Here is a 26,417-nt window from a genome sequence, read left to right on the forward strand (position 1 = left end):
GAAATAACAGTCAGTGGTGAACCTACATGTTGTCCACACCGTACCGCGCCTGGGCTGGAGTGAATCCCTCGTAGATGAGTTGATCGACAAGTCCTTCGTCGGACAGCCCGAGGCCAGTGCTGTCATAAGAGCGGGCCTTCAACACGGCCTGCTGGTTCCAATCAACAGTGATGTTCGCCATGGCGTAATCGATCGCGGTTGCAGGGAATTGCTCATACTCCAGTTGCTTGCGCAAACCCGATGCCGAAAACGGCATGGTACTCAAGTAGCTTTCCGCCTTGATGAGCGCATTTCGGTGCTCTCGGTTGGAAGAGTTGTCTTCGGCAGAAGAGCTATCGCCAAAACTCAATTCGGGCGTGCCGCTACTGGTTGATGTGGATGGTTCGGGTTGCGCCGCTGGATTGACCTGCGGAGGGTTCGAGCCCACGAACGTATCGGTGCCGTGTTCGGAGGCAGCCCCTAGGGTTGGATTAGGTTTTGCGCCTTGGGGAGTCGGAAGCTTTTCCATCGTTGTGCTGGCGACTGTGCTCTCGGGGGCTGCAGTGGGCTCCGGAGAGCTGCAGGCGCCTAGGAGCACAGTCATAGTGAATCCAGTAGTGGCGATGACGCGGCGGGTGTTCATTTGTCCAGAACCTTTCTGTGGATAACTTTCAGGTGGGCATGATGCCCGAGGGGGAATCGCATTCGCATCGTGGTGTGTGAATGCGGATGGGTCTTGGGTGGTTTCACGTGAGTTGGAGCCTTCACCGAAAAGGAAGGAATCTGGCTTCGTTTAACCACAGCATCATTCTCACACCGAAGTCAGACATCGCTTTGAGACATGTTCGATTTTCACTGTCTCGGAGTCTCACGGTGTCGAAAATTTCACCGCCCGGTTTCGCAGAACGTGTTGCTTGGGCTGGGCATCGGAACTCCTGACCTGTGATGATGCAAGCCCGGCCGGGGACGGCCTAGAGTCGGCAGCATGATTCTTATTAACGTTCGATTCAAGCCACTGGCAGAGCACGTAGAAAACTTCCGTGAGGTTGTTGCGGAATTCACGGAGGCTACTCGCAAGGAAGACGGCTGCTTGTTCTTCGATTGGTTCCGGAATACGGACAACCCAGACGAGTACATCTTGATCGAGGGGTTCCAGGATGACGCGGCAGAAGCCCACGTCAATTCTGATCACTTCAAGAAGGCCACGGAGATGTTCCCGAAGGTCTTGAAGGAAACACCTCAGATCATTAACATCACTCTGGAAGGCAAGACGGAGTGGGATCGCATGGCTGGGTTCCAGGTGGAAAGCTAAGCCCCGAAATTCTCCGTCCCGTGTCTCGAAGAGTCGTTACACTGGCCACCATGACTGTCAGCGTTTTTGATCTCTTCCAGATCGGAGTGGGGCCTTCTTCGTCTCACACGGTTGGCCCGATGCGCGCCGGGTTGACTTTCGCTACTGAGCTGCGCAAACAATGGTTAGCTACCGAAGTTGGGAGCGTCGCCACGGCCGACCCATTCCCCGCCTTGGAACCTGTCACAGAGGGGAAGATCGCAGGAGTGGTCACCCCGGTAACCTCCGAGGAAAGCCCAGTGGGCCGGGCGATCTCGGTCATCCTTTATGGATCGCTGGCTGCCACTGGCTTGGGTCACGGTACGTTGGATGCGTGTTTGTTGGGCTTGGATGGTTGCGATCCAGCCACGGTGGATCCCGATTACATGGCCACGCGCATCAAGCAGATCCGTGAAACTCGCACCATTTACCTCGCGGGGGATAAAAATCTACCCGTGACCTGTGGTTTTGAAGATATCATTCTGCGCCCTGCCGTCCGCCGAACTATCCACACGAATGCGGTGACATTCCTGGGCATTCCGGAGGATCGCAACAACTGCTTCAAACAAACCTATTACTCCATCGGCGGGGGATTTATTCGCACGGAGGAAGAAACCCCCACTCTCGGTGAAATCACGGGAGACTGGGTGTTTGAATCTGGCGAAATGCTCATTTCCTTAGCGCAAGCAGCGGGTGTTTCCTTTGGCACGGTGCAGCGACAGTGCGAGCGCTCGCGCTATAGCGATGAACAGATTGATCGTCAGTTGGATGAGATTGCCCAGGCTATGCAGGATTGCACTAAACGTGGGATCTCTTCTGACGGCTTGTTGCCGGGTAATTTACATGTTCGACGCCGCGCTAAGCGCTGGTACGACCAGTTACAGGAGGAAGATCCAAACCGGACTGCGGAGTTCTCGGAGGACTGGGTAAACCTCGTTGCTCTTGCCGTTAACGAGGAAAACGCGGCCGGTGGGCGCGTGGTAACTGCACCCACGAATGGCGCGGCGGGCATTATCCCTGCCGTGATGTTCTACGCACGGGAGTTTACGGCTTCGGGCAAGGCGGACCCACAGGAGACTGCTCGCAGGTTTTTGCTGGCGGCCGGTGCCGTGGGATCTTTGTACAAGGAACGCGCCAGCATTTCGGGTGCCGAAGTGGGGTGCCAAGGGGAGGTCGGTTCGGCTGCATCCATGGCCGCTGCCGGATTGACCGAGGTGCTGGGTGGAACCCCCCGTCAGGTTGCGAACGCCGCGGAAATTGCGATGGAGCACTCCCTGGGCCTAACCTGCGACCCGATCGGTGGATTGGTCCAGATTCCTTGTATCGAGCGCAACGCAATCAGCGCCGGTAAAGCCATTAACGCTGCGAAGATGGCGTTGCGTGGCGACGGAGAGCATCATGTCACCTTGGATGAGGTCATCGAGACCATGCGCCAAACGGGTGCTGATATGTCGTCGAAGTACAAGGAGACCGCGGGCGGGGGATTGGCAGTAAACGTGGCGGTGAACGTGCCTGAGTGCTAGGACGCACTGGGGTGCGGAAGTGATAAGGCGGAAGAGGTAGCGATGGCGTGGTAGTGCGGAAGTAGTAATGCGGAAGAGGTAGCGCTGAAGAGGTAATGCGGAGGAGGTAGCGCTGGCGTGGCAGTGCGGAAATAGTAAGGCGCCCCGTCGCTGACAGGGACGGCACGGGCAACCCGAACCCAGGGGTGCCCTGCGGGTGGCGGCATTCGAGTGCTGAAATCCAAAATGTGCAGCAGAAGTCCAACAAATACGCGCGATTGTGTCGGAGTTCTGCTGCACATTGTGTGAATGAGTGCGCGGGCTTGTGCGTGAGCCTCTGTGCGGGCTTGTCCGTGGGTGGTGGGCGTTTTGTCGCCACGCGGGTTCGCTTTGGGGGAGCGCACCAGTGATTCGCTGGTGACAGGGACGGCACGGGTAACCCGAACCCAGGGGTGCTCTGCGTGCAGGGAAGGGAAGGGAAAGGGAGCAGCGGGGCGTCGTTCCACCAGAAAAGCGATAGCCGCGCCATCCCCAGACATTAAAAGAACAATTAGGGTTGCCAGCGAATGCACAGGTAGAATTAACAACCATGAGTTCCTCCCTACCGAAACTGGATAAAAAAGCCTACGAAGACCAGCTGGAGAAGCTGCAGGCTGAACTAGTCGAGATGCAGCAGTGGGTCGTGGAGACCGGCGCGCGCATCGTGATCGTGATGGAGGGACGCGACGCGGCCGGTAAGGGCTCCGCGATTAAGCGCATCACTCAATACCTCAACCCCCGCGTGTGCCGCGTGGAGGCTCTACCTGCGCCGAACTCCCGGGAACAAGGACAGTGGTACTTCCAGCGCTACATCGAAAAGCTGCCGACCGCTGGCGAGATCGTGATCTTCGACCGCTCCTGGTACAACCGCGCAGGCGTAGAGCGCGTGATGGGTTTTTGCACCACCCACGAATACCGTCGCTTCCTGCACCAAGCTCCCATTTTCGAGCGCCTGCTGGTAGAAGACGGCATTCTGCTGCGCAAGTACTGGTTCAGCGTGTCCGATGAGGAGCAGGTGCGCCGCTTCAAGTCCCGCCAGTCGGACCCGATGCGCCAATGGAAGCTGTCCCCAATGGACCTGCAATCCATCACACGGTGGGAGGATTACTCCCGCGCGAAGGACGAGATGTTCGTCCACACAGACATCCCGTCCGCACCGTGGTACACCGTGGAATCCGAGGACAAGAAGCGGTCGCGCATTAACGTGATCACGCACTTGCTGAGTACGATTCCCTGGGAATACGTAGAAAAGAACATCCCCAAGATCCCCGAGCGGCCGGAGTCGACCTCGAACTACGAGCGCCCACCCCGTACACAATTCCGCTACGTGCCAGATGCGGCTGCGGAATTGGAAAAGGACCGGGTGAAGGCGCGCGAAGATGCGGCAGCTGGCGTAAAGAAGGCGGGGAAGAAGGCCAACGACAATGTAAAGGCTGTAAAGGAGTCCAAGAAGAAATCGGATAAGAAGGCGAAGAAGCCCACGAAGAAATCCGCCAAGAAAGCCAGCAAGAAATCAGCTAAGAAGTCGGGCGGGAAGTAAACGCCGGTCTCTGGCCGGGCGGTTAAACCGTGTCTGGCTGCGGGGGCCTTGCGGTTGTCCGGCGACGGCGTTGGTGCCTGGTCCCCTGGTGGGGGTGCCTAGCTGCGGGGCCTTGCGGTTGTCCGGCTGCGGCGTCGGTGCCTAGTCCTCTGATGGGGTGCCTGGGGAGCCCTACGTGAGCAGGCCAGTCTCGGCTGCATAAAAGAAGCCCCTCCCTGCGCGCAGGTGAATCCAACCGCATCCAACTGCCTCTAACCGCGGCTAGGTAGGGGCTTGTCCGCACGAACGGCCGTGCTCGTGAGAATATAGGTTCCATGAGTACCGCTGATGTCATCACTACCCGGGTGGAAGGCAACACCGCGATCGTTGAAATGGACCGACCGCGGGCGCTGAATGCGCTGGATCACACGATGATCCTGGCGCTCCACGAAGCTTTTGGCCAGTATGAATCCGACGATTCGGTCGGTCAATACATCATTTGCTCCTCATCGCCTCGCGCGTTTTGCGCGGGCGGTGACGTGCGTTGGGTTCGGGAGCAAGACTTAGCGAATAACCACGCCGCGGGTGACCGCTACTTCGCTGATGAGTACGACCTCAACTACCGCTTAGCGAATTTCCCTAAGCCCGTCGCTGCGGTGATGGAGGGTTATGTAATGGGCGGTGGCATGGGTATTTCCATGCACGGCTCCCATCGGATCGCCACGCCCACAACGGTAGCAGCGATGCCGGAAATGAATATTGGTTTTGTACCTGATGTGGGAATCAGCCACGTTTTAACCCACATGAAAGCCAAGAACCCTGTGGCCATGGGAGTATTCGCAGGTACAACGGGGTGGCGCATGAACGCCGCGGACATGATGGAGACGGGCCTTGCCACCAACCTGATTGCTAAGCCCGAGGCGTTTTTTGAGGACGTTCGCAACCAGGGCTTCCTCGAGGCACTCGATACGCATTCTGTGAGCCCGGAATCGCTGGATCTGGAACACTCCGGCATGATCACGTACGCCGAATGGATTTCCGACGTGTTCTCGGGTGACTCGTGGCAGGAGATCGAACGGCGGTTGGGGCGTTTTACTACGTCCGACGCCGACCTGGACGACTTCGTTAAACATGTGAAATACCAGTTGCAGAGCTGTAACCCGACTAGCTTGGTTGCCTGCGTGGAAATGTTCCGCCGCGCCGCTGAGGTGGATTTGCGAACGGCTTTGGACAATGAGCTCGCCGTCGGTAGCGCCCTGCGTCGCGAACCGAACTTCGCCGAGGGAGTGCGAGCTGTCCTCATTGACAAGGACCGCACCCCGAAATTCCGCCCGGATAATGCTGCGGAGGTTGATGTGGAGAAGTGGCGGGCGCTTTTGAAGTAGCTCGAGCCCTTGGGCTGGGGTAGGTAATCCGGCCCAGCACGCTGGGTCTGGGCGGTTCTAGCAGTGTTGGGGGCGGGGCGGTTCTTGCAGTGTTGGTGGCTTTCCCGGACGCCCCGGTGTTGGTGGCTTTCTCGGACGCCCCGGTGTTGGTGGGCGGCGGGGTGTGAACTTGTGCGTGGGCGGTGCCCTGTCCCCGTTGCCGGTGTTCTCGCATTGATCCCGTTGCCGGATTTCTTGAGCTGAAGGATAAATGTGCAGCAGAAGTCCAACAAAAACGCGTCATTTTGTCGGAGTTCTGCTGCACATTGTGTGTGCTAGTGCGTGGGTGGGGCAACCATCACTCCGGACAGGGCGGTGACGGTTGCGGCAACGGTAATAGCGCGCTTCAACACCAGGGTTTCCTTTTTCTGTAGGGGGAGCCTTAGCGGGGCGAAACTCTGAGGGGGGAGCTCGGCGGGGCTAAAGGGGAAGTGGAGCCCTTACCTCTGGGTCTAAACGTTAATTACATTAGCGGTAGCGCGTCGGTTAGGTTATGTATTTGTTGAGGTTTCTTTATGTACAAGTAAGGCTATTATGTTCGCAGATGCATCTACGCGGTGATTGGGGGAGGTCCGTGCCTAGCCTCGCACGGCGCTTTACCCTTGCACCGGCCGCCTCGCCGAACTTAACGAGCGCGTTTGGCCAAGCGCTCCGACTTTACCCTTGTGGCCGGCCGCCCCGCCGAACTTAGCGAGCGCGTTTGGCCAAGCGCTCCGACTTTACCCTTGCGCCGGCCGCCCCGCCGGCGCCTTTTGTACCCTCAACCACGTCACGAAACCCCACGCGACGAACAGCCCGTACACCACGTACAGGGCTGCGCTGGGGTAGTACCCCGCCATGAGCAACAGGGGCACGCCCACGATGTCCACGGCAATCCAGATCAGCCAGAATTCCGTCCAGCCGCGCGCCATTCCGTACGTGGCTAGCAGCGAACCTACGAAAATCCACCCGTCCGCCCATGGGCCCCAGGAACCCAGCGCTTGGAAGATCAACGCGCATACCACGGTGCCGAACACGGCGACCACGGCCATGCCCAATCGCTGCTTGCCCGTAGCCCATCGTGGCTGAACCGCCGCCGCATCCTCATGAGGTTCGGAGACGATGGACCGGCTGGGATCCGTGTGATCGGGTTCTTGCAAGCCCGTCCGGCGCGCCCGGGACCACCGCCACCAGCCGTAGATCGAAACGATGAGGAACATCACTTGGCGGCCGGCCTGGCCGTACAGGTCCAGGTTTTGCGGGGTGTGGAATAACCCGCCCAAAAACACGGTAAACAGCAGTAGATTGCCGATGATCCCCACGGGCCACGCCCACACAACGCGTCGCATCCCACCCACGGCGGAAGCTAGTCCAAACAGGTTGCCGATGACTTCGCGCACAAGAATCGGCGCTCCGGCAATCGTCCATGTGGCGTTCAGCAGGCTGGTGAGGAAGGATCCTTCCATCGTGTAACCTCGTGCTTTCGTGTGTGGGGTGTATAAATGGTGGCGTGCACAGCCCCCTGGCAAACTGGCGGCGTGCACCGCCTCCTGCAACAATGGCGGCGTGCACAGCCCGCTGCAACAATGGCGGCCTGCACAGCCTCCTGCAACAATGGTGGCGTGCACAGCCCCCTGGAAACCGGGGGCGGGCGAGCGCAATAGTGCTAGTGAGGTGGGGAGTGGGGGGCCGAGGGGGCGTCGGTAAAAGAAAACCCCTGCCGCAACAAGGTGAAACTGCGCGACAGCATGGTTTCTGCGCTGCGATCGCGCGAAAGGGCGGGATCTTGTTGTAGTTCCCACACTGTGTGGCAGATGGCCAACATGGTGTTGACCAGCATAGTTGCAGTAAATCGATCAATGCGGTTTTCGTAATAATCGCAAAACGCATCCACCAGTGGGGCAATGAAGCGAACGCTCGGGCTGAAGCATTCTTCCGAATCCTGTTGCACTTGGTCGCGTAGTTCGTCGATATCCAAGCTGTGGATTACGCCGACGAGTCGGCCCAGTGCCGACATGCTGTACAAGGGCTGCTCTGGATTCATGTAGAACCGTTTAGCGAGAGATTCGGCAAGATCCAAGGGGGCTAGACCCTTTTGGGTAGATCCAACTTCTTCGCAGAACCACCGCAGCATGTTTTCCAAGAAGTGCACCACGGCTGCTTCCCGGTGCGGGAAGTAGTTGTGGAAGGTGCGTTGGGAAACTTCGGCTCGCTCGCAGATTGCTGTAATAGTCGCGAAGTCCACACCGTGTTCCAGCATAGTTTCCACCGTTGCCTCAGCCAGCTTGCGGCGGGTTTGCGCTTTCTTGCGGTCGCGCAACCCCAAACGTGCCTCGCTGCTAGTTGGTGCAGCGGGGCCTTTGTGGGTGGGCTCGGGTTTCATCACTTTGCCAGTTTAGTTGCCGACGCCCCGCTGGTTTCATCGGCTACCTCTTCAGTCGGGCGCAGGCCCTGTAGGCTTTCGCCTTCCACATCCACCTTGGGCAGGATGCGATTCATCCATTTCGGCAGCTTCCAGGCTCGTTCATCCAGTAGGTACATGATGGCGGGGATCAACGTCATACGGACGATGAAGGCATCGATCAGTACGGCCGCAGCCAGTGCGAATCCCATGACCTTAATGAATGGTTCATCGAGCAGCATGAATGCGGAGAAGACCGAGATCATGATCAGTGCTGCGGCGGTGACCACGCGAGCGCCGTGCTTGTAACCGTTAGATACCGCGTTGCCGGGTGTTTTGCCGTGGGTCCAGCCCTCGCGCATGCGGGTGACTAAGAACACTTGGTAATCCATCGCAAGTCCGAAGACGATGCCGATGAGCATGATGGGCAGGAAGGAGATGATGGGTTGTGGATCTGCGACGATGCCACCCCAGCCCAACTGCCACAGAGCAACGGTCACACCGAAGGTGGCTGCAACGGAAAGGGCGAATCCCAGGGCTGCGACCAGTGGTACCCAGATGGAGCGGAATACCACCATGAGCAGCAGGAATGCCAGTAGAATGACGATTCCAACGTACGGCAGCAACGCATCGGAGAGTCGTTGCGAGATGTCTTCGTACATGGGGGTTACACCCGTGATGCGGTAGTCGGCACCCGTTTCTGCGTGGAACTGGCCTTCGGCATCGCGCATGGCCTGCAGAACATCCGCCGCGCGGGCGTCCGTAGCGCCATAGGACGGGGTGATTAGTAGTTGCGCCGCATCGCCGAGGTCCCGCGGATCCTTTGGGTTTCCGTTGGTGGCGACCACTTGGACGTTGTCCACGCCTTCGATGTCCCCGATGGTTGTGAGCGCTTCCTGGGTTGCCTTCGGCTGCTGGGCCTTGTCTACATTTTGGTAGTCCAGTAGGGCGATCATCGGTGCGTTGCGCCCTGGGCCAAAGGCCTCGTCAGTCATCTCGTAGGCGGTGCGTGTGGGGGACCCTAGCTTCGTGGAACCGTCGCTGGGCATCGCCAATCGCAACTGACCGGCGGGGATAGCTAGGAGCACGAGTACTACCACGCCTGCGATGAGGAATAGGGCGGGGCGCTTGCGGATGATGCGGGCCCACTTGAGGCCCATGGTGGGCTTGTCGTTTTCCGGATCCGGAGCTTTCACGATGGGTGCGCGGCCGGCAAATACCTTCGTTCCGATTGCGCCAATGATGGCGGGCAACAAAGTGATGGAAACAACGACGGCGATAGCGACGGTGCCGGCTGCTGCCAGAGCCATGGCGGTGAGGAATGGGATGTTGATGATGGTCAGTGCCGCTAGGGCGATGAGCACGGTCAAGCCGGCGAATACCACGGCAGAACCGGCCTTGCCCACCGCTAGACCGGCGAGGTGGGCGCGCTCGCGGAAGCTGATGGTTTTGAGCTTATCGGCGAGGTCTTTTGGCTCCAAGTTCGAACCGTCAACGTGGGCGACGAGCTCGTTGCGGAAGCGCGCCAGAATGAACAGTGCGTAGTCGATCCCGACTGCTAGGCCGATCATGGAGGCCAAGGTGGGAGTCATGTTGTTAATGCTGTCGCTGAAGCGGGTAGCTGCGAAAACGAGTGCGATGCCCGTACCCACGCCCGTCACGGCCGTCACTAGTGGCAAGCCAGCGGCTACGAATGAGCCGAAGGTTACGATCAAAACGATGGCAGCCACGGCCATGCCGATGAGCTCTGCCTTGCCATCCATCTGGCCTCCGGCCTGGAAAGCATTGCCGGTCCAGCCGATCTTGAGTTCACCCTTGTGGTCGTTGACTACTTCACCGAACTTGTCTTTGTCGGCCTGCTCGATGTCCATGGCCTTCTCGGCATCAAACGCGACGTCGATTTGGCCCGTGGTTTTGTCCTCACTTAACGGGCTGAGGGCCTTGAGGTCCTCCGCAATTTGCTCCTTGGGCATGCCCTGGGCGGCCTTGGCCTTACCCAGTTGAGTCTCCATGCCCGTTGCTGCTAACACGGGGGATACGATCTTGTCTTTCTCCGTGAGGTAGCTTTCACCCTGCAACGCCTTGGTCAGTTCGTCTACCTGCTGAGCAACGTCCTTATCTTCCAAGGTTTTGCCCTGTGGCGCTTGGATGACGAGCTTTCCAGTGGGAGCTTCGAGCTGGTCTTGCTGCTCGGTGTTGAACCGAGACTTCAGTTCCTGTTGTGTCTCAACTGATTCCAGGCCGGGGATAGTGAACGATGTGCTCGTTGGTTTCTGGAGTGTAGCCGAGGCGACTCCCACGCCGATGAGAATTAACAACCACAGTGCCAGTACTTTCCAGCGGTTTGCGTAGGCACCGCGGCCTATCTTGTACAGCAGTTTTGCCATAGGGGCGGGATCTCCTTAAGAGACGAAAAAGGGAATACCCGGAGGCCTCCGGGTCAAGTTACCGCCTAAGGTTACACGACCTATGCAATTTTGCACAACAGCTGCAAGTTTACTTTTTTGTATGAATTTCGTGCTGAGCCTTCTGTAGACCAACCGTGACAAGCAATTCCACGGCCCGGACGGTCTCCGTAATGAGTGCATCCGTTTCCGGTCCGCTAGCAATCGGGGACAACACGTGGTTGATGACGGTCTGCCCCTTGGCCGGTCGGCCGATCCCCATTCGCACCCGCACATAATCGCGGGTCCCCAACTCTGCCGTCGTGGATTTTAGCCCGTTGTGTCCATTTTCATTACCCCCCAACTTCACGCGCACCCGCCCGTGGGCGATGTCCAGCTCGTCGTGCAACACAATGATCTTCTCCGGTGCCACACCGTAGTATTCGGATGCCGCCTTGACCGCCTCGCCCGATTCATTCATGTACGTGGTGGAGCGGATAATCGCCAACGGGTGCGCCCCCAGCTGCACCCGAGCCTCGGTGAACGGCTGTCCCTTGACCGGCTTGAGGTAATCCAACGGGGAGGCGCTGGTATTCAATTGTTCAAACAAGAAGTCGGAAGCCATGTAACCCACGTTGTGGCGAGTAGTGGCATATTTCGCGCCGGGGTTACCGAGGCCGATGACGATCCACTCTGGTGGGGGTTTTCGCACTTCTTGGGTCGACGCCCCGCGCTGCCCACCGAACAGCTTGCTGAATAGTCCCTTGATGCTCATTTCATACATGATAGCGGCGGGCATTCTTGGGCATAAGGGAACCTCAACCGCCTAGGTGTTAATTCTTCGTTAGGCGATTGAGGTTCGAAAATGTGCTGCGACCAGCACTAGGTCTCGGCAGGGGAGGTGCTTAGGCGCGTTCCCAGACGCGGTGGTTTTCCATAAGAGGAACCAGGGCATCCACGCCGGCCTTCGCATCGGCTACTAGCTGCACGCCAGCTGGGGTGTTTTCTACCAGTTTGCGCAGTGCGTGTTGACCCTCGGCGGGCTGGACGTTATCTAGTACGGCGATGGCCTTGAGGTGCAGCGTGAGCTCCTCGACCAGCGTGTTGGTCTCAGGCGTATCGGGCAGGCTGATCACGATCGCCGCATCGAATTCGATGGAGCGAGCCGCAGTGTAGGTGCGGGAGACCGGCACGTCCTGACCCGTGGAATCACCAGCGGCCAAGGCACCACCGGTGGTGGCGGCCACGAGGGGCGTCATCCCAGCATCCACAATCGCCTGCACGGCCGGCTGAATAGCTTCCGCCGGAGTGCTGTCATCGGCCAAGATGGCCACCTTGCGACCGTCGACCGGGTAAGTCTTGCCCAGCTGGGACAGTGCGGGGCTGGTCTCCACGGAACCCACCTCGGCCGGCGCATCCGCAGAAACCTGCAGACCCAGGCCCTCAGCTACGGCATCTGCGAGTCCCCGGTCCACGCGAGCGAGCACGTCGACTGCGCGCTGACGGATCGGAGTTTCATAGCACTTGCTCAGCTCGAAGGTGTAAGCGCTAATCAGGTGCTGCTGTTCGGTTTCGGTCAAGCTGCGGTAGAACATCGCAGGCTGGGTGTAGTGGTCCTCAAAGCTGACTGGCTTGCGACGAGTCTGCGTGGACTTCGCGACGATGACCTCCGGGTCCACGAAGGTGCCGATGTTGTCATCAGCACGCGTGAACTTCTCCTCCGCCGGCAGCGGGTTGTTGGCTTCCAGGGAGTTCGGGCTGTACGCGGTCTTGCCCGTGTGGATGGCCTGCTGGGCACGGCCGTCGCGCTGATTGTCATTGACCTGCGCATGTGGCCGGTTGATCGGCAACTGGCCGTGGTTCGGGCCACCCAGGCGGTTGAGCTGCGTATCCGAGTAGGAGAACAGGCGACCTTGCAGCAATGGATCCGCGGTGACGTTGATTCCTGGAGGCAGTACGCCTGGGTGGAAGGTGGCCTGCTCGGTCTCCGCGAAGTAGTTGGTGGGGTTCGCGTTGAGGGTCATGGTGCCGATGATGGTGACTGGGGCCAGCTCCTCTGGAACCAACTTAGTGGGATCCAGCAAGTCGATGCCCTCGAACATCTCGTCTTCGGTGTCCTCGAAAACTTGCACACCCAAGTCCCACTCCGGGTAAGCGCCGGCCTTGATGGCATCGGATAGATCGCGGCGGTGGAAGTCTGGATCGAAACCGCCGGCTAGCTGAGCTTCCTCCCAGATCAGGGAATGCACGCCCAGCCGTGGCTTCCAGTGGAACTTCACTAGGTGAGTCTTGCCGTCCTGGTTGGTCACACGGAACGTGTGAATGCCGAAGCCTTCCATCATGCGGAAGGAGCGCGGGATGCCGCGGTCAGACATGTTCCACATGGTGTGGTGGGTGGCCTCGGTGTGCAGGGTCACGAAATCCCAGAAAGTATCGTGCGCACTCTGAGCCTGCGGGATCTCTAGGTCTGGCTCGGGCTTCACGGAGTGCACAACGTCAGGGAACTTCATGCCGTCTTGGATGAAGAACACAGGAATGTTGTTGCCCACCAGGTCCCAGTTGCCTTCGGCAGTGTAGAACTTGGTGGCGAAACCGCGGGTATCGCGGGCCGTATCCATGGAGCCACGGAACCCGGCCACTGTGGAGAAGCGGACGAAGACCGGGGTCTCCTCGCCCTTGTCGAATACCCGTGCACGGCAGATTTCTGCACCCTTACCGTTGGAAACGAAAGTACCGTGGGCACCGGCACCACGGGCGTGAACAACGCGCTCAGGGATGCGCTCGTGATCGAAGTGCTGCAGCTTGTCGCGCAGCTGGTGATCCTGGATCAGCACAGGGCCGCGTTCGCCAGCCCGCAGAGAGTGATCTGCGGTGGTGATGCGAGCACCTTGGCTGTTGGTCATGTACTGACCCTGCTGGTGGCGAGGATCTGCTTCGCCTGCACCGATGTGGAATGGGCATCCGGTGGCGCTACGGGGCTCAGGGGATCCCTGATCCGAATTGGGTTGTGGCGGATCTACGGGGGTGGTTGGTTCCTGCACTTCAGGCGTGTGGCCCGAAGGGGACGGGGCAATGCCCGTGGTATCGACGTTCTTGTCGTTTTCTTTTGGTGATGGTGTGGAAGAACTCATCAGAGTGTCACTCCTCAATGAGGTATCGGTGATTAAGCGGTGCAGTTGTGGTGGCGGGGTTCATGCGCAAGAAGTATGTGCTTCACGCGCGTGAACCTGCCTGCCGTTAGTTTCCGACGGTACCGATTCCCACAGAGTGCGACAACAAGTTTTCATTCGCCCCACCCGTGGGGAGATGCGGGCGGGATTCTGGCTGAGCAGCAGCTTTGCTAGTTTTGTGACGACCTTAAGGACCAACTCGCCCCGGGCTTGAGCGCAGGCCGATGCTGCGGGGGTCGCCTTCTAGTCCGCGACCAGCGTGTACAGCTCGAACTCGGGATGTTCCTTCTCGATGAAGGCCAGCTTCCACTTGTCGCCAAACAGCGCAATCAGTTCGCCGTCGGTGCGGGTGAAGATTTCTACACCGCGTTGCTTAGCTAGTTCTGGTGCGGTTTCGGGGGTGGTGCGCCGAGCCACGGAGTAGGGAATTGGTTCCGTGACCGTTTCCACGTTGTACTCGTTTTCCATGCGTGCTTGCATCACTTCGAACTGCATGGGGCCAACCGCGGCCATGACGGGGGCGGCATCACCGCGGGCATCGTTGCGCAGAATCTGTACTACGCCCTCTGAGTCCAGTTGATCCAGCGCCTTGCGGAACTGCTTGTACTTGCCCAGTGACTTTGCGCGCAGCGTGCGGAAGTGCTCCGGCGCGAACTGAGGCATGGGCGGGAACTGGACCTTTTTGCCCGCGTAGATCGTGTCACCCGGGGCCAGTGAGCCCGCGTTGACCAAGCCCACGATGTCTCCAGGGAAGGCCGATTCTACCGTGGAACGCGTACGTCCGAACACAGTCAGTGCGTACTTCGTGGAAAACGCCCGGCCGGACTGAGCATGACTGACTTGCATTCCGCGTTCAAACTCTCCCGAAACTACGCGCATGAATGCCAACGAGTCGCGGTGGTTGCGATCCATACCCGCCTGCACCTTGAAGACCACGCCGGAGAACTCTTCGTCGGTCTCCCGGAACTCCGCGATAGCTGCAGAGTTGCCACCAGCCGCGGCTTGCAGAGCCTTCTCGTCCGAGGCGCGGCCTTGTGGGGCCGGGGCGAGCTCGCACAGCGTATCCAAAATTTGGTGGACGCCAAAGTTCAACATGGCCGAAGCAAAGATGAGGGGGGACGTCGTGCACTCAAGGAACAACTCTTGGTCGTGAATAGCCCCGTCGGCGGCCAGCAGCTCGGCTTCTTCGGCCGCGGTTTCCCACACGTCTTCCTCGCGCTCGAGGGCTTGTTCAGGCGTGAAGTGCTCCTCGGGTGCGATGGTAGAACCACCCGAGGTGCGCTCGAAGTGGATGTATTCTTCGGCTTCGCCGTCTTCGTTGATGCGGGCAAGTCCGCGGAAATCGCCGGCTTCACCCACGGGCCAGAACAGGGGCGTGGGCTGCAGCTGGATCTCATTGACGATCTCGTCAACCAGCTCCAGCGGGGTGCGTCCCGGGCGGTCCCACTTGTTGACCACGGTAACGATGGGCAAACCGCGGGCTTTGCACACGCGGAACAGCTTCAGCGTTTGTGGCTCCAGACCTTTGGCGCCATCGATGAGCATGACCGCGGCATCAACAGCGGATAGCACGCGGTAGGTGTCCTCCGAAAAATCCGCGTGACCTGGTGTGTCAACCAGGTTGATCATGTACGGTTCGCCCTCGTGATTCTCGGGGGCGTACTCAAACTGCAGTGCGGAGGACGCAATGGAGATACCGCGATCCTTTTCCATATCCATCCAGTCGGAGACCGTGGATTTGCGGCCAGCCTTACCGTGCACGGCACCGGCTTCCTTAATGATGTGCGCGTGCAGGGCGAGTGCTTCCGTGAGCGTGGATTTACCGGCATCCGGGTGAGCAATGACGGCGAAGGTCCTGCGCCGCGTGGCCTCGGATTGGATCGTGCTGGTATCACTCATGTAAAACGCTGGTCCTTCAAGATCGGGAAGTGGGGGGATTTACGCCTCAAACATGGTAACCCAGCAGGCCCGCGGGGGATTAATGCGAGCCTTAGCCCCTGGACTCCGCATAACGCATCCCAGCTTCCACTCCCTGTTGCACACAGGCACGGGCGGCATCAGCTGCGTCGGCGACGGCTATAGGCAGCCAGGCATTTTCGGCCTTGCTGAATGGTTTTAATACGTACGACGCCACATCCATCCGACCAGGCGGCCGTCCAATACCCACGGCGATCCGCGCGTAGTCTTTCGTGCCCATGGCCTTGGTGATCGATCGCAACCCATTGTGGCCGTGATCGCCACCGCCCATGCGTACTCGTACTCTTTCGGGGTCAAGATCTAACTCGTCGTAAATCACGATCACTTGATGGGCGGGTACTTTGAAAAATTTTGCCAAGTTCGCCACTGGGCTGCCGGATTCGTTCATGTACGTGCGTGGACGGGCCAATACAACGGGGGTCTCGCCAAAGCGCGTTTGGCAGATCAAGCTGTTAGTTTTGCGGTGCTGCGCCAATGAGCCAGGTGCGGGGAGCAAATCTGCCAGCAGTTCGTCAATAACAAGGTAACCCGCGTTGTGGCGCGAAGCCGCGTACTTATCGCCGGGGTTGCCTAACCCCACCACCAACCAAGGGTTGGAAGCGCCATCAGCTGCGCCTCCGCGGGAAGCAGGGCCACTGCGGGCGCCTGAGGAGCCGTGGGAGGTAGAGCCACTGCGGGCGCCTGAGGAGCCACGGGAAGCAGAGGTACGGGCACCTGAAGAAACACGAGAAGCTGCCATGCGAGTAATCATCTCACATGACAGCTTCGGATCTCTTTGCGCACCTACGCTCCCCAAACCCCCTCGGTAACCGGGGGATTACTCACGAGGGGACGGCGCGGGGCGTCGGGAAGAAAAGAAGGGAAGAAGAGGGAATTACTCCTCGTCCTTGCCCTCGGAGGCATCGGCGGAATCGTCTTCGTTGACTTCGCCAGCTGGGGCTTCGCCCTCGGCAGCCTCCTCCTCGGAGACCTCGCCTTCCTCGCCTGGCTCTGGCAGCTCTTCCTCGATTGGCTCGATGATGTTGACGATGAGCACGTCTTCCTCGGAAACCAAGGTTGCGTTGCCTGGGATCTGCAGGTCGCCAGCCAGAACCTGATCGCCGATTTCCTTGCCCTCGACAGAGACCTCGATCTCTTCTGGGATGTCCAAAACGTCAGCCAGAACCAGGATGGTATCCGCATCCTGCATGACCTGGGAGCCGGAAGCGGACTCGCCGGTAACGACGATCGGTACCTCAACCTCGACCTTCTCGCCGCGCTTGACGTTCAGCATGTCAGCGTGGTCAACGTCAAGGGTCAGAACGTTCTGATCCACGGCCTTAATCATGACCAGGTGATCCTGGCCCTCAACCTCGAGCTCAATAACGGCGTTAACGCCCTCGTTACGCAGGATGGCCTGCAGCTCCAGGATGTCTACGTGAACGTGCAATGGGTCCAGGTCGTTGCCGTATACAACCACTGGGACGCGGAACTCGCGGCGCAGGCGGCGGGAAGCGCCCTTGCCGAACTCGGTGCGGACTTCACCCTTCAAGCGGGTCAATTCAGCCATTGTTGGTCTCCTTTAACAAGTTGGTTGCCCCGCGCAGGCGGGGCATTTTTTAAACGTGTGGTGCTAAAATCGCGCTCTTGTGCAGCGCTGGGGTTCAGCGTGCGCAAGGCGGAGATCCTAGCCTTCATTGTCATGAACTCGGTGCCACGGGCGCAAGGGTTTGGGCTGTTCCTGCTCGATTCTCGTGCGTTCTCCCATGTGAGAGGAACGAAAACGGGCATGAAAAAAGCCGCGAACTCTCGCGGCGTGAAAGCGTTCCCACACATCTTCGCCAACCTGCCGGAAGTCCAATATCCAGCCACAGAGAAGTTGAAGTTTGTAGTTAGTGGGGGTTATTCAGTCGCGCCGATAACGGCTAGTACGTCCAACCCGTGGAATGTACCTTGCAAGCGCGCTGCTGGCGGACTTGTTCGGGCATTTTCTTTGAGCTATCGGTACCGGCCCTCGCCGAGATCAAGTCCACATATTACAGGGGTATGGGGGAGGGGCCAAAATCACGAAAAGCAACGATGCGGAACTCATCGTTGCTCTAGTGGTTTGGGCTGGGTGGGACCATCGGGTTGTCTGCCCGCGCACGCGCTAGCTGCAGAACTGGCCGCCTTCGCCGCCCGTGAAGGTTTACTCGAACAGCGTGGTAACGGAGCCGTTCTCGAAGATCTCGTGAATGGTCTTCGCAACCAGTGGTGCAATAGACAAGACCGTGAGGTTGTCCCAACCCTCGGTGGATTGAGGCAGCGTATCGGTGGTGATAATCTCACGGGCGCCGCACTCGCTCAGACGCTCGCGGGCTGGACCCGAGAATACGCCGTGGGTGGTGGCGATGATGACATCCTCAGCACCGGCTTCGCGCAGCACGCCGACGGCGCCGGCGATGGTGCCACCGGTATCGATCATGTCGTCAAGCAACACACAGGTGCGACCCTTCACATCGCCTACAACGCGGTTAGCGGTGACCTTGTTGGCTACGTCCACATCGCGGGTTTTGTGGATGAAGGCCAGTGGAGCATCGCCCAACACGTTGGCCCACTTCTCTGCCACCTTCACGCGGCCGGCATCGGGGGAAACCACGCAAACGTTGTCGAGGTTGTAGTTTTTCTTAACGTAGTCCGTAAGGATCGGCATGGCGTGCATGTGATCGACTGGACCGTCGAAGAAGCCCTGGATCTGATCAGTGTGCAGGTCTACCGAAACGATGCGGTCCGCGCCAGCAGTTTTCAGCAGGTCAGCAACCAGGCGGGCGGAGATCGGTTCGCGACCGCGGTGCTTCTTGTCCTGGCGAGCGTAAGGGTAGAACGGCAGAACTGCGGTGATGCGCTTAGCGGAGCCACGCTTCAGCGCATCGATCATGATGAGCTGTTCCATCAACCAGTTGTTCAGTGGTTGAGGGTGGGACTGCAGCACGAAGGCATCAGAACCACGCACGGACTCTTCGAAACGAACGAAGATCTCTCCGTTAGCGAAATCGCGGGCAGTTGTTGGGGTGACCTCGATGCCTAGCTCGCGAGCAACGGCGTGCCCCAGCTCCGGGTGTGCCCGGCCGCTAAACAGCATGAGGTTCTTCTGGTTGTCGATCCAATGTGTGGTTGACACGAAAACTGGCCTTCCTGGCGCCTACATTCAGATACTTGCTCTAAGCATTCTCATGATAGGTGTGTGCCCAGCCTTCCAACAAGAAACGGGGGCACGCAGCATATTCTATGGAGAATACTCAAGGAAAGATGCTTGAGACAGAATCGTTGAGGCTGAATCAGTTGAACTGAATCGTTGAGTTGCCATCGTCGAGACAGCATCGTTGAGTCGGCATCGTCGAGACTGTGCGGTTCTATCGGGTTTGTTCGCCTTATTCCGCTTCGGGTTGATCTTTATTCGCCGCAGCTGCCGCTTCCGCAGCAGCGGTTCCCGGACGCTTGCGTTGGACCCAACCCTCAATGTTGCGCTGCTGACCACCAGAAACAACCAGGGCACCAGCGGGAACATCTTCCTTGATGACAGTGCCGGCGCCGGAGTACGCGCCGTCGCCGACGGTGACGGGCGCGATGAACATGGTGTCCGATCCCGTGCGTACATGGTCGCCAACTACGGTGTGGTGCTTGTTCACGCCGTCGTAGTTAACAAACACGCTGGAGGCACCGATGTTGCTGTACTCACCGATGGTGGCATCGCCTACGTAAGTCAGGTGAGGAACCTTGGAGCCACGCCCGATGGTGGCGTTCTTCGTTTCGACAAAGCCGCCGAGCTTGCCCTTTTCGCCCAAGGAAGTTCCCGGACGCAGGTAAGTGAACGGGCCCACGTTGGCTTCTTCGCCAATGGTGGAATCGATACCGTGGGTGCGGATGACCTCTGCGCCGCGGCCGACCTTCACGTTGTCCAAGGTTGTATCCGGACCGACCGTGACATCGTCACCCAACACAGTGGTGCCGAGGAGTTGTGTTCCCGGCAAAATGGTCACGTCTTGGCCAATCTCAACCTGTACATCGATGCGGGTAGTGGATGGGTCAACGATGGTAGCGCCACCGCGCATGGCGGCTTCCACGGTTCGACGGTTCAGCTCGGCACCCGCGGCAGCCAATTGAACACGATCGTTAACACCGGCCAGTTCCCGGGCGTCCGAAGCCATATGGCTGCGCACTGGATGCCCTTCGGTGCGGGCGATCCCCAGCACGTCCGTCAGATACAGCTCGCCTTGGGCGTTGTCAGTATCCAACTGCCCCAGAGCATTGCGCAGGATCGCGGCATCGAAGGCGAATACACCAGAGTTAACCTCGGTAATAGCCTTCTGCTCGTCATCGGCATCTTTTTCTTCCACAATGGCTGTGACTTCGCCATCTTCAGTGCGAATAATTCGACCGTAACCGGTGGGGTCTTCTTGGTGCACGGAAAGAACGGTCACGGCGGTAGGTACCTGGGTGTGCGCATCGACTAGGCCCCGTAGCGTGTCTGCGGTCAGCAAAGGCACGTCTGCATTGGTCACCACAATTGTGCCTTCGAAATCCTGCAAACTGCGGATGCCGCATTGCACAGCGTGGCCGGTTCCGTTTTGCTCTTCTTGGACCTCGGAGGCAATGGGTCGGCCCAGCTCTTCGGCGATAGCTTCAACTGCGGGTCCGACCTGGTCGCGGCCGTGGCCAATGACGCTCACGATAGAAGCGGGGTTGATGGCAGCGGCCGCGTGCAGGCTGTGGGAGAGCAGGGTGCGCCCTCCGATGGCGTGCAGAGTCTTTTGGGTTTTGGACTTCATGCGGGTGCCCGCGCCGGCAGCGAGGACAACGACTGCAACGGGAGAATTAGCCATGGTTTTCAACGTCCTTGATTTTTCGAAGATTTCGGCACTTTAGTTTTCGATAACGGTTTTAGACTTTCCACACTAGCCAACTTCAGCTTCGGCAACTACGCGAACGCGCGCGATTCAGTTATCCCAGCGCGTTCTTATCCGCGGAGACATCCGGCAAGCGCTTGGCCAATACTGAGCCCAACAGTCCCAGGGCAGCTAGTGCCGCCAAGGGCCACACGGGATTGAATACAGCCAGCAGCGAGGTCAAAGCGCCCACCAACAGAAGCAGTACGCCCATCAGGGTGTTGGCCACGGAGACATACCGGGTACGTTGATCACCTTCGGCCATATCCACCACGTAAGTCGACCGAGCCACACGAATCGCGGCGTGAGCAAGCGAAACGACGAAGAATGCCACAGGCAACCACCACATCAGTGCCTGCGGTAACCAGTGGGGGGTGGAGGAGGGGGACGTGGTGGCGTCGGATAAAGATATAAAGAAAGCCAAAACGACCGTGACAATAAGGACAACGGTGGCCAGCAACGCGGCGCCGGCTAGGGTATTCCTGCTGGATACATCAGATAGCCAACCGGAGATGCGACCCGCCAGTAGCGACGCGACCCCCGAGGCGATGACGAACGTGCCCAGTCCAGTGAACAGCGTGGCCGCGATGGAATTCCCCGCGCGGTGCTGATTATCCGCAGCCATAGCCACCAGGAACGTGGGGGACAGTGCGCTGGTCAGCAGTAGAGTTCGTACCAGCACAAACGCGCGGAAGTTCCGGTCCCCGGCCAAGAGTTCCCGAATATCCTTTACGACCTCCCGCACGTACGCGGACGGGGTTTGCATGGCCTCCTGGGCTTGCTGTTGGTCCTTTGTTTCTTCGGTCACTTGTTTTTTAACCGACGCCGACCCGCCCAGCTCTCGAATCCCCTTGAAAAACCACAGGCTCAGGCCCCACGAGGCCGCAGCGATGATGAAGAGAACGGCGAAGAGCCCAGGGGTGAGGCGATCGTGCAGGGCCTGCAGGGCGATGCCCACGATGATCGCGACACCGCCGGAGAGTGTAGTGGCGAAACCCGTCAGGCGGCCGCGGAAACCCTTGGGGACGGTGCGCCCCGAGATGTCTTTGCTGGTGAGTGAAACTAATGCGCGGCACAGTGAGAGAAGGGCCAAACTGGCGAGAACCAGCACTCCGGCGAGCGCGCCTCGGGCGAACATCGCAGTGAGGGCGATGAAAACGCACGCGAGGCCCTGGCCGGCTGAACCCAATAGAAGCAGCGGAAGGCGGCGCGAGCGCGATTGGATCCACGGGCGAAGAGCGGCTTGGGGGAGCATGGAACCCGATTCTCGGATGGGGACCAGCAGCGGAGTGACCCACGCGGGGGAGCCAACGAGACCCAAGAACCAGGGCAGTACGGTTTTGGCGGAGACGATCTGGTCTCCGATGTTTTGGGCTCCGAAGCCGAGGGAGTAGCGCCCGGCGTTTTCTTCAACGTGCTCTAGATCGGACTTCGGGGGAGTGCCGATGAGCTTGTGCGTAAAGGTCTTCCACATAACGGAGAACCTTAGCGGAAGCTCTCCCACCAGGACTCGAACCTAGAGTCAAACAGCGTCTGACCAGCTAGACACCCTCAACTCCACCAAAAATGACGACATTTTGACGACACAAAATCACACCGCCCTCAAATGACGACCACCCGACAACTCCCGATCCATCACATCGGCGATCTCATCCAACCCGTCATCAAACAACCCCGCATACCGATTCAACGTCTCCGAGGTAGACGCATGCCCAAGCTGCGCACTCACCAACTTCACGTTAGCCCCAGCCTGCACCAACAAACCCGCTGCCACATGACGCAGCCCATGAACCGTCACCCGAGGGAACGTATCGTCTTCCTTCTGGCACTTCTCTACTGCTGAGTAAAACCATGAATTGTGCCCCGGGGCCATGAGAAATCCACCCTTCGTGTTCGTCCACAACAGCGCGTCGGAAGCCTTGCCCTGCGCCCGCACCGCGAGCTTGTCCAATACGAACCGGGAGATAGCCACAGACCGAGTCTTATGTGTCTTCGGTGTGCCTAGAGTGATGGTGTTCCCTGTTTTGGCAGCATTGCGACTGATAGCGATACGTCCGGTGGTGAAGTCAATATCCATTGGGCGTAAAGCGATAGCCTCACCCCAGCGCAAGCCAACGGTGCCAAGGAGGAGAACAAGGTCTTCACGGTCACCACATTTAGTAGCTAAGGTTTTGAGCTGCTCCATCGTGAGGTACACGTTCACACCCTTAGAGCGCCGAGGAAGTTTCACCCCGCGAGCAGGGTTCCGAGCGATCAGATTGTCCTCAACCGCAATCTGCAGAATCTGCGACAGTACGTTGTGCGCGTGCCTCGTCCAGGACGCGGAATGAGCCGAGCCACTAACCCACGTCTGCACCATCGACGGGCGGATAGAAGCCACGCGATAGTCACCCCAATGCGGCTTCACAGTCCCCTCCCAGACCTGCTTGTACATTGCCTTCGTGGAGGGCTTGAGGTGACTGCGGGTCGCGAGCCAGGTCTCTGCCAGGTCGGAGATGGTGATCTTCGCCCCGGCTGGGTCCACCCAGCTACCATCGCCGATACTGACGGCGTTTTTGTCTGCCCATGCTTGGGCTTTCGCTTTGGTTTCGAAGCCTCGTTTGGTGCGTGATTTTCCGTCCGGGCTGCGGTACTGCACACGCCACTTTGTTCCCTGTTTTGTGGCGTATTTCTTGATCGATGCCATAAACTATCCTTTGCTAGCCAGCGCTAATAACACGCGCCGGGCGGCACTTCCGCACCCCTCGTTAGTGAGAGGTTGCGTGTGCCCTGTAATGGGTAACCTAACCGCCTGCGGTGCTCAATGATGTGGTTATTAGCGAGCACCGTAGGCGGTCTTTTTCTTGGGGTATTATGTTGCGTGACTTGCTGTTGCAGGTCGCCTTTCCTGACGGCGCTGATTGGCTTCCGCCGCCAGGGCGTGTTGGAGCTGAGATTGCGTCAGCAGGATTGGTCCACCGCCTGATAGGAAAGGGGGTGAAGTGACAACATGGGCAAGCCGATTAAAGGTAAAGCCCGGCACGCAATTGGTGAGATTGCATCCCGGGCTTTGTCCTCGCTGGTAGCCAGGTTGCTCGCGGATGTGGTTCGCGAGTTTATGGGCTGGCCTACTAGCTAGCTTCACAAAGGGTCTCTACTTGTCGTTGCGGGCGGGTAGAGGCCCTTCGCCTTGTTGGGTGACATTAAGGCTGATTGGAGGCTTAAATGTCATCACCCATGATAGTGGATGCGGAGATCAGCGCAACCCGTGTAGCGCTACCTCGGGTTTTCCCGCGCTGATATAACGGAAAACCGGGGCGCTTTTTGCGTTATCCGGCAGGCTGACAGGCGGTCAGTATCCAGCCGCGGCACATTGTTGGGGGCTGATGTAGCCGCGGCGACAACCATCCTCGAATTGAATCTCCCCACTGGTCTTATTCGGCGTGCCGTCGGGCGCTGTCCCGTATCCACATTTGTATGCGGGGCATGTCCCGCCGTTTGCGATTGGTACCTCGGATGGGTCGAGGCCGGCGTTTCGTTCTGCTTCGCGGTAGGCATCGGCGCCTGGTTGGTTCGCGCAGAAGTCGGTAGGGCGTACTGTCCCGTCGGACATGCGCGAAGGCCCTGGAGTGCCTGGCAAACACTCGACGACGTAGGGCTCTTGGGTGGGTGCTGTTGCGGGAGCTTGGGCTGCGGGAGCTTGGGTAGATGTTTCGATTGGCGCGGGTTGTTGAGTGGTTGGTGGCGTGGTGGGTTTCTTCGTCTTTGTTGTAGTGGACGGGGCGGAAGATGAGCTTGGGGTGCTGCTGTTGGTGCGTGTTAATGGGCTCGGTTCATCGTCGTTCGAGCACGCCATGAGAGCTAGGAGAGGGACGGCGAGGGTGGCGATGAGCGCTTTACGGGGTTTCATGCTGCTAGGTCTTTCAGGACGTTCGGATGTAGTTGGAGGTAGACCGTCAGTAGGCGGGGTGTGACTTCGAGGTCGATTGCGAGACTGTGGAGGTCGTGGCGGTGCCATAAGGCGAGGTGTTTAAGCTCGTCGTCGTTGATGAGGAGCTTTGCGGCGAACCTGTCCGCTCGGTCTTCCTGGCGCTGGTCGAAGTCGTCCCGTCCTGTTTTCTGGTCGTTGTACACGGCGTGCCCGAGTTCGTGGGCAAGCGTGGATTTATAATCCCACACGGCCATGTCGTGCATGGTGGAAATGGTGCGCAAACTGGGGGAGTACCACCCTTTGGGGAGTCCGTGGTGGTGCTGGAGGTTGACGCCCATGATGTAGGCCATGTTGTGAAGATCATGGATCGAGGTCATCGCTCACCTCGATGCTGTTTCTTGTTAAGCTCTCGCACCTCGCTTTCAAGCTGGCGCATATCGATCTCGTTTACTTCGTTGTCTAAGCGCCGCTGGTAAGCATCCCATTCGCTCAGCGCTTTATTCTGAGCCTGCGTCATTTTCCGTGTTCCGAAACCTTGGAGGACCTGTCTTTCGTTGAACACAAGCCACGCATCGGTCTTCTTCACCCAGTCCTCGAGAAGCAGGGTTTTCCTCATTTCTGCCTGGTCTTCTGCATAGTCCAAGAACATGCTGGTAAGCCGGTTCATTCGCTTGGCTTCGTCTTCGTGAAGATAGTTTTTGGCAGTGATCATGTCTTTTTTGTGAGGTTTTTCGCCATCCCAAGTAGTGAGTCCTGCGTTTGGTTGGGTGTTATCTGCTCGTTCCCAAATGAGTTCCGCAGCGGTTTTGCCGTGTGTTGCGTAATGCAACCGGTTTTGGATCCCTGCGAAGAAGTTTTTGACCGACTTATAGTCTTTCACTTCGTGATAATCGTCGCTGGTTTCGGTTATGACGTCGAGAACCTTGCGGAACATCTGGCGTTCGGATGCGCGGATTTCGCGGATGCGTTCAAGTAGCTCGTCGAAGTGAGTGTCGATGCCGTCGTTCTTGAGTCGCTGGTCATCCATGGCGAATCCTTTGACGAGGTATTCGCGTAGAACTTCGGTTGCCCATCGTCTGAACTGTGCACCGCGGGGGCCGCGTACGCGGTATCCGACTGCGAGTATGGCATCTAGGTTGTAGTGTTCGATTGTTCTAGCGACAGTTCTTCCCTGCTCAACTCCAACATTTTCCAATCTTGCAACAGTTGACTCTCGATTTAATTCGCCTTCGTCGAAAGTGTTTTTGAGATGTTTGCTGATGGATGAGACACCTACGTTGAATAATTCAGACATTTGTTTCTGTGTTAGCCACGCGGTGCCATCTTTAAGTTGCAGGCGAACCTGTGCTGCGCCGTCTTCGGTTGTGTAGATGGCGATCTGGTCGTGTTTATCGTTCGTAGTCATCTAGGGTGCCTCCTACTTCTGGGCTGCTGTCTGCTACTGCGTCATCGGGCATGCCGTTATCGTATGGGCGCTGCTCGACAGCAGGGGTGGTTGGTGGGGCGAATTCGAACACTTCAGCGTCTTCGTCCAGATCCACCACGTCATGGTCATCCGTGGCGGTGAATAGGTGGCGCGCCTCTGGGTCGGAGCGGCGGTTGATCTCCTCGAGCAACTGGCGGTTCGTGGCCTTAGGGAGTACGAGGTTCACACCGGGGGTTTCCACCTCGTGGGGGAATAGGTAGCCGGTCTCCACGAGGCCTTCCACCGCGGGGTGGTCGTAGGCGCGACAGAGGGCGATAACCATCTCAGGGGAGAGGGAGCCGCGGTCTGCCTGTCGCTGGAGTGTGGTCTGTGCGTAGCCAACTTTGTGGGACGCCTGTCGCATCGAGTCGCCCCGCAAAAGGTCGTTAAGCCAGTCTTTGTGTTCCATGAATGACACGATATAGCGTTTTGTA

General features: G+C 58.6%; 21 protein-coding genes. 4 read left to right on the forward strand and 17 right to left on the reverse strand.

The genetic code is table 11. The features are described 5' to 3' along the window. Positions 1–22 precede the first annotated feature (22 nt). On the reverse strand, positions 23–622 hold the full coding sequence (locus HMPREF3098_RS06650) for an Ltp family lipoprotein (RefSeq protein WP_070434493.1): 600 nt from the start codon (positions 620–622) through the stop codon (positions 23–25). A 342-nt stretch (positions 623–964) separates the two neighbouring features. Between HMPREF3098_RS06650 and HMPREF3098_RS06655 the strand changes: the two genes are divergently transcribed. The 4 genes from HMPREF3098_RS06655 (at position 965) to HMPREF3098_RS06670 (ending at position 5,754) form a co-directional block, all read left to right on the forward strand. Next, complete coding sequence (locus HMPREF3098_RS06655; RefSeq protein WP_070434494.1) at positions 965–1,291, forward strand: putative quinol monooxygenase; 327 nt, start codon at positions 965–967, stop codon at positions 1,289–1,291. Between the two features lie 50 nt (positions 1,292–1,341). Next, positions 1,342–2,832 carry an L-serine ammonia-lyase gene (locus HMPREF3098_RS06660; RefSeq protein ID WP_070434495.1) on the forward strand — a complete coding sequence of 497 codons (1,491 nt, stop codon included), beginning with the start codon at positions 1,342–1,344 and terminating at the stop codon, positions 2,830–2,832. Positions 2,833–3,400: 568 nt separating this feature from the next. Beyond that, positions 3,401–4,390: a polyphosphate kinase 2 gene (gene ppk2 / locus HMPREF3098_RS06665; protein ID WP_070434496.1), complete on the forward strand. Its 990-nt coding sequence runs from the start codon at positions 3,401–3,403 to the stop codon at positions 4,388–4,390. Between the two features lie 314 nt (positions 4,391–4,704). Next, positions 4,705–5,754, forward strand: coding sequence for an enoyl-CoA hydratase/isomerase family protein (locus HMPREF3098_RS06670; RefSeq protein WP_070434497.1), 1,050 nt, complete (start codon positions 4,705–4,707; stop codon positions 5,752–5,754). A 758-nt stretch (positions 5,755–6,512) separates the two neighbouring features. Here HMPREF3098_RS06670 and HMPREF3098_RS06675 read toward each other — a convergent pair. The 16 genes from HMPREF3098_RS06675 to HMPREF3098_RS06745 form a co-directional block, all read right to left on the reverse strand. Continuing rightward, on the reverse strand, positions 6,513–7,238 hold the full coding sequence (locus HMPREF3098_RS06675; RefSeq protein WP_070434498.1) for a nicotinamide mononucleotide transporter family protein: 726 nt from the start codon (positions 7,236–7,238) through the stop codon (positions 6,513–6,515). Positions 7,239–7,438: 200 nt separating this feature from the next. After that, positions 7,439–8,155, reverse strand: coding sequence for a TetR/AcrR family transcriptional regulator (locus HMPREF3098_RS06680; protein WP_070434499.1), 717 nt, complete (start codon positions 8,153–8,155; stop codon positions 7,439–7,441). Next, positions 8,155–10,560 (reverse strand): MMPL family transporter, encoded by a 2,406-nt coding sequence (locus tag HMPREF3098_RS06685; protein WP_070434500.1) that lies wholly within the window; start codon positions 10,558–10,560, stop codon positions 8,155–8,157. The genes HMPREF3098_RS06680 and HMPREF3098_RS06685 overlap by 1 nt, the downstream gene beginning before the upstream one ends. A gap of 109 nt (positions 10,561–10,669) precedes the next feature. After that, a complete protein-coding gene (gene pth, locus HMPREF3098_RS06690; protein ID WP_070434529.1) occupies positions 10,670–11,332 on the reverse strand; it encodes an aminoacyl-tRNA hydrolase in 663 nt (220 codons plus the stop codon). A 130-nt stretch (positions 11,333–11,462) separates the two neighbouring features. Continuing rightward, a complete protein-coding gene (locus HMPREF3098_RS06695; RefSeq protein ID WP_070434501.1) occupies positions 11,463–13,688 on the reverse strand; it encodes a catalase in 2,226 nt (741 codons plus the stop codon). 282 nt (positions 13,689–13,970) lie between these two features. After that, complete coding sequence (locus HMPREF3098_RS06700) at positions 13,971–15,626, reverse strand: peptide chain release factor 3 (RefSeq protein ID WP_070434502.1); 1,656 nt, start codon at positions 15,624–15,626, stop codon at positions 13,971–13,973. Positions 15,627–15,717: 91 nt separating this feature from the next. After that, a complete protein-coding gene (gene pth, locus HMPREF3098_RS06705; protein WP_083284279.1) occupies positions 15,718–16,443 on the reverse strand; it encodes an aminoacyl-tRNA hydrolase in 726 nt (241 codons plus the stop codon). A 135-nt stretch (positions 16,444–16,578) separates the two neighbouring features. Beyond that, positions 16,579–17,253: a 50S ribosomal protein L25/general stress protein Ctc gene (locus tag HMPREF3098_RS06710; RefSeq protein WP_035115804.1), complete on the reverse strand. Its 675-nt coding sequence runs from the start codon at positions 17,251–17,253 to the stop codon at positions 16,579–16,581. Between the two features lie 618 nt (positions 17,254–17,871). Next, complete coding sequence (locus HMPREF3098_RS06715; protein ID WP_035115802.1) at positions 17,872–18,843, reverse strand: ribose-phosphate diphosphokinase; 972 nt, start codon at positions 18,841–18,843, stop codon at positions 17,872–17,874. Between the two features lie 250 nt (positions 18,844–19,093). Then, a complete protein-coding gene (glmU, locus tag HMPREF3098_RS06720) occupies positions 19,094–20,545 on the reverse strand; it encodes a bifunctional UDP-N-acetylglucosamine diphosphorylase/glucosamine-1-phosphate N-acetyltransferase GlmU (protein ID WP_035115800.1) in 1,452 nt (483 codons plus the stop codon). A 118-nt stretch (positions 20,546–20,663) separates the two neighbouring features. After that, on the reverse strand, positions 20,664–22,082 hold the full coding sequence (locus HMPREF3098_RS06725) for a hypothetical protein (protein WP_070434503.1): 1,419 nt from the start codon (positions 22,080–22,082) through the stop codon (positions 20,664–20,666). A 117-nt stretch (positions 22,083–22,199) separates the two neighbouring features. Then, positions 22,200–23,294 (reverse strand): site-specific integrase, encoded by a 1,095-nt coding sequence (locus HMPREF3098_RS06730; RefSeq protein WP_070434504.1) that lies wholly within the window; start codon positions 23,292–23,294, stop codon positions 22,200–22,202. 645 nt (positions 23,295–23,939) lie between these two features. Then, positions 23,940–24,497: a hypothetical protein gene (locus HMPREF3098_RS11005; protein ID WP_083284271.1), complete on the reverse strand. Its 558-nt coding sequence runs from the start codon at positions 24,495–24,497 to the stop codon at positions 23,940–23,942. Next, complete coding sequence (locus HMPREF3098_RS06735) at positions 24,494–24,895, reverse strand: ImmA/IrrE family metallo-endopeptidase (RefSeq protein WP_083284273.1); 402 nt, start codon at positions 24,893–24,895, stop codon at positions 24,494–24,496. The genes HMPREF3098_RS11005 and HMPREF3098_RS06735 overlap by 4 nt, the downstream gene beginning before the upstream one ends. After that, the gene (rhuM, locus tag HMPREF3098_RS06740) at positions 24,892–25,923 is read right to left on the reverse strand and encodes a RhuM family protein (RefSeq protein ID WP_070434505.1); all 1,032 of its coding nucleotides are present in this window, start codon (positions 25,921–25,923) and stop codon (positions 24,892–24,894) included. Before rhuM ends, HMPREF3098_RS06735 begins: the two co-directional genes overlap by 4 nt. Further along, the gene (locus tag HMPREF3098_RS06745; protein WP_141739698.1) at positions 25,907–26,392 is read right to left on the reverse strand and encodes a hypothetical protein; all 486 of its coding nucleotides are present in this window, start codon (positions 26,390–26,392) and stop codon (positions 25,907–25,909) included. The genes rhuM and HMPREF3098_RS06745 overlap by 17 nt, the downstream gene beginning before the upstream one ends. Between the last annotated feature and the right edge of the window lie 25 nt (positions 26,393–26,417).

The sequence above is a fragment of the Corynebacterium sp. HMSC28B08 genome (assembly GCF_001806865.1).
GTDB lineage: Bacteria > Actinomycetota > Actinomycetes > Mycobacteriales > Mycobacteriaceae > Corynebacterium > Corynebacterium auriscanis.